The organism is Rubripirellula obstinata (genome assembly GCF_001642955.1).
Lineage (GTDB): Bacteria > Planctomycetota > Planctomycetia > Pirellulales > Pirellulaceae > Rubripirellula > Rubripirellula obstinata.
The window spans coordinates 1-3,334 of record NZ_LWSK01000231.1 but is presented as its reverse complement, the minus strand read 5'-3'; the positions used below and the strand labels follow the sequence as shown (position 1 = coordinate 3,334).

Genomic DNA, 3,334 nt, shown 5'->3' with positions numbered 1-3,334 from the left:
GCCACAATGCTTCGCAGCGCTGCAGTTTGTGTTGTCTGCCATGGTGCAGCTTGCCCAATTTGCTGCGATGCAATGATTTTCATCAGCCCAGGCATCGCTTCGCGCGTTTCGCCCCGCATGGACGCGCGGGGCGATGCCCACGCGGTTAAACAGTCCAGAAACCCTTCACGGCGTTGGACGTTACCGCCAGCGGCTGACAAGAAATCCCCAAGCTTCAAAATGTGATTTGACCTGGTGAGCGAGTTAACGCAACTTTCGCGGAGCGAAAGGCGACTATAAACTAGCGGCGGCTGAATCATTATTTTCTGCAACAAGAGGGCATTCGTTGGTGCAGAATACAACTTCCAAACGCGAGGCGTCGCGGTTCGATTCGAATCATTCGCTGCGAAGTAACCGGTGGGCATTGCTTGTTCATCAACAGCCTCTGATGCTGATTTTGGCAGCGGCGGCGGTCGGAATTCTGCTTGACGATGCTTGCCCTGGAAATTGGAAGTCGTTGATCTTTGGTAGTTGGATTTGCATAACGGTTGTTAGCTTGCTGACTCTCGCTGGTTGCTGTTTTTCAACGTCGGTTCGGCCAAAGATGAATCTCGTTTCGGTGCTCGTTTTGGTGACGTCGATTTCTGGCATCAATCACCATTGGCAGGATCTTCGTTACCAGCAATCTCAGTTGCGTGGAATGATCGGTCCCCAAGCCAGCGCCGCAGTCGTCGAAGGCACTGTCTGTTCAACGCCGACACTGCGACCCAACCCGTTTGCGATTCGAGGTGCCCAGACTCGAGGTACCCAGACTCGAGGTGCCCAGAACGACGATGCCAAGATCTCTCGATGGAACACATCGTTGGTTCTTTCCGTGAATCAATTTCGCGTCGGTCAAACAATGCAGCCCACCGACGGATTGCTACGAGTCTGCATCGGAGAGCGATGCGACCACCTTCGTCCGGGTGACCGCATTCGGGCGTATGGATCGATCACTCGAGCCGATTCGCCAACTAACCCTGGTAGTCATGATTGGGTTGCCGCCGATCGAAGTGGCAACATTCAAGGGCGGCTGGATATTGATCAGTTAGAACAATTGGAACTGTTGTCTTCGTGTCCGGGAAAGCACGTCGCAAAGCGGGTAGTTGCGGAAATCGCGGTTCGCGGTCGTGATGTCTTGTTGGAAAACTTGGGTGAAACAACAGGTCCGCTGGCGGTCGCATTGGTGCTTGGTCAGCGGGACTTTGTTGATTCAAGTACTCGAGATCTTTTGCTGATCACGGGCACTGCTCATTTGTTGTCCGTCAGCGGAATGCACTTGGCGATCGTGGTTTCGCTGGCGATGTTTCTGGCCGCTGTTTTACGAATGCCAATCTTTTGGAAGGTCGCTTTTACGATTGCTGTTTGTGTTTTCTACACGGCGCTGACCGGCGGTCGCCCGCCCGTTTTGCGAGCGGCGATTTTGGTATCGACCTTTTCGATCGCAATCTGGATGCGCAGACCTAGCCAAGCGATCAACACGCTGTCGCTTGCCGGTTTGTTGCTACTATTTTTGAATCCCGAAAACCTGTTTAGTGTCGGTGTTCATTTATCGTTCTTGGCGGTCGGGACGTTGTTGATGGCCAGCGGAAGACTCAATCGACAACATCAATCCAGGACTGTTGATGCGGCAATTGACCAAGAGGAAAGACTTCTTGCGCTTGCAGAAGGCTCGCGATCTCGACCGGTTTATTACGCTGGCGTTTTTTCAAAGATCGTCACCAGTCTGTTGTGGCTTAGCCTTTGCGTGACCGCGGTGGCGGCTCCGTTGGTGTGGCATCAATTTCATGTGGTATCGATCATCAGCGTGTGTACCAATGTGTTGTTGGGACCGTTGTTATTCGTCGCATTGGCGGCTGGCTTGATCACGGTCATTGGTGGGCTGATTCATCCATGGGTCGCGTTGCCGGCCGCAGCGGTTTGCCATGCCACGATCTGGATTATGCAGACAGTAATCGTGGCGGCGGCTTCGGTTCCGCTGGGACATGCTTGGTTGCCTGCACCACCGACATTTTGGGTCATTGTTTTTTACGTCGGCTTGGCCGCAACGCTTTTGATACCGCGATCGATCGCAGCACGGCTGACACGATCGGTTTGGATTTCATGCTGGATGTTGGTTGCGTTTGTATTGGCGACACGACCGGCGGAACTGCCTGATCGCTGTGTCGAGTTTACCTTTGTCGATGTGGGTCATGGAACTTGCGTTGTGATGCGGTCGGCCGATAAAGTCTGGTTGTACGATTGCGGGCGTCTTGGAAACGACGCTGGAAACTCGCGTCACATCGAACAGGTTTTGTGGTCGCTTGGCGTCAGCCATCTCAATGGAATTGTTCTCTCGCACGCTGATTCAGATCACTTCAATGCGTTGCCAGGAATCATCGGCCGATTTGGAGTGGATCAGATCGTAACACCACCGGGAATGTTGGCGGAGCCAGAAACGGCGTTGGAACCGATCGTGAAAGCAATCCATCGCCACTCGATTCCAACGCGTGAATTGTCGCTCGGCGACGTCTTTGCGATCGGCCAAACCCAGGTCGAAGTGCTGCATCCACCCGCCGTTCGTATCCCTGGCAGCGACAATGCCAACAGTTTGGTGCTGCGGTTGGATCACGCTGGTGCGGTCGCTTTGTTGCCGGGCGATTTGGAACCACCGGGAACCGGTGTGATGACCCGGCAAGACCGTCCGCCGCCGGGTGGCGTGATGATGGCTCCCCATCACGGCAGCTTGGCAATGGATGCGGACATGATACTGAATTGGGCCCGGCCCGCTGAAACGATTGTCAGCGGTGGACGTTTGGCGCGGCGACCGGAGGTTTCAGCGATGCTGGCCCAACGCGGCAGCCAAGTCCACGTCACAGCCCTGTCCGGTGCCATCCGAGTCCGAATCAATGGCGAAGGAGAAATTCAGATCCGATCGTGGTTGGAAGCACCCTGGTGTAAGATAGATGCGGAGTAGAACCTATGATCCAATTTGAGACTGCTGATCTAGTGAGCCGCGACGCGTAAGCGGCCGGGCCTTCAAGCATTACTCGCGGTAAACTAGTGAGCCGCGACGCGTAAGCGGCCGGGCCTTCAAGCATCGCTCGCGGTAAACTAGTGAACCGCGACGCGTAAGCGGCCGGGCCTTCAAGCATCGCTCGCAGTAAACTAGTGAGCCGTGACGCGTAAGGAACGTACGACTTTTTATAGTCGCCTTTCGCTCGGGACGTCGTATCAGTTACTGCGCGTTAGGCCCGGAGGGCCGGCAGCTCCCTGCCGGGTGCGCGAGCACCCGGATGACTGCCCCACATCAATTCTCTGGCTCGGTTTCGCGGCT

Annotated in this window: 2 protein-coding genes; one reads left to right on the top strand and one right to left on the bottom strand. The window is 55.2% G+C overall.

Annotated features, from left to right (window positions below; genetic code table 11):
• Window positions 1–218 (bottom strand): hypothetical protein (locus tag RC85_RS28730; protein WP_238383229.1); only part of this gene is annotated, 218 nt, incomplete at its 3' end.
• A 110-nt stretch (window positions 219–328) separates the two neighbouring features.
• Between RC85_RS28730 and RC85_RS25240 the strand changes: the two genes are divergently transcribed.
• Window positions 329–2,974, top strand: coding sequence for a ComEC/Rec2 family competence protein (locus RC85_RS25240; protein WP_149752858.1), 2,646 nt, complete (start codon window positions 329–331; stop codon window positions 2,972–2,974).
• The last annotated feature ends 360 nt before the right edge of the window (window positions 2,975–3,334 follow it).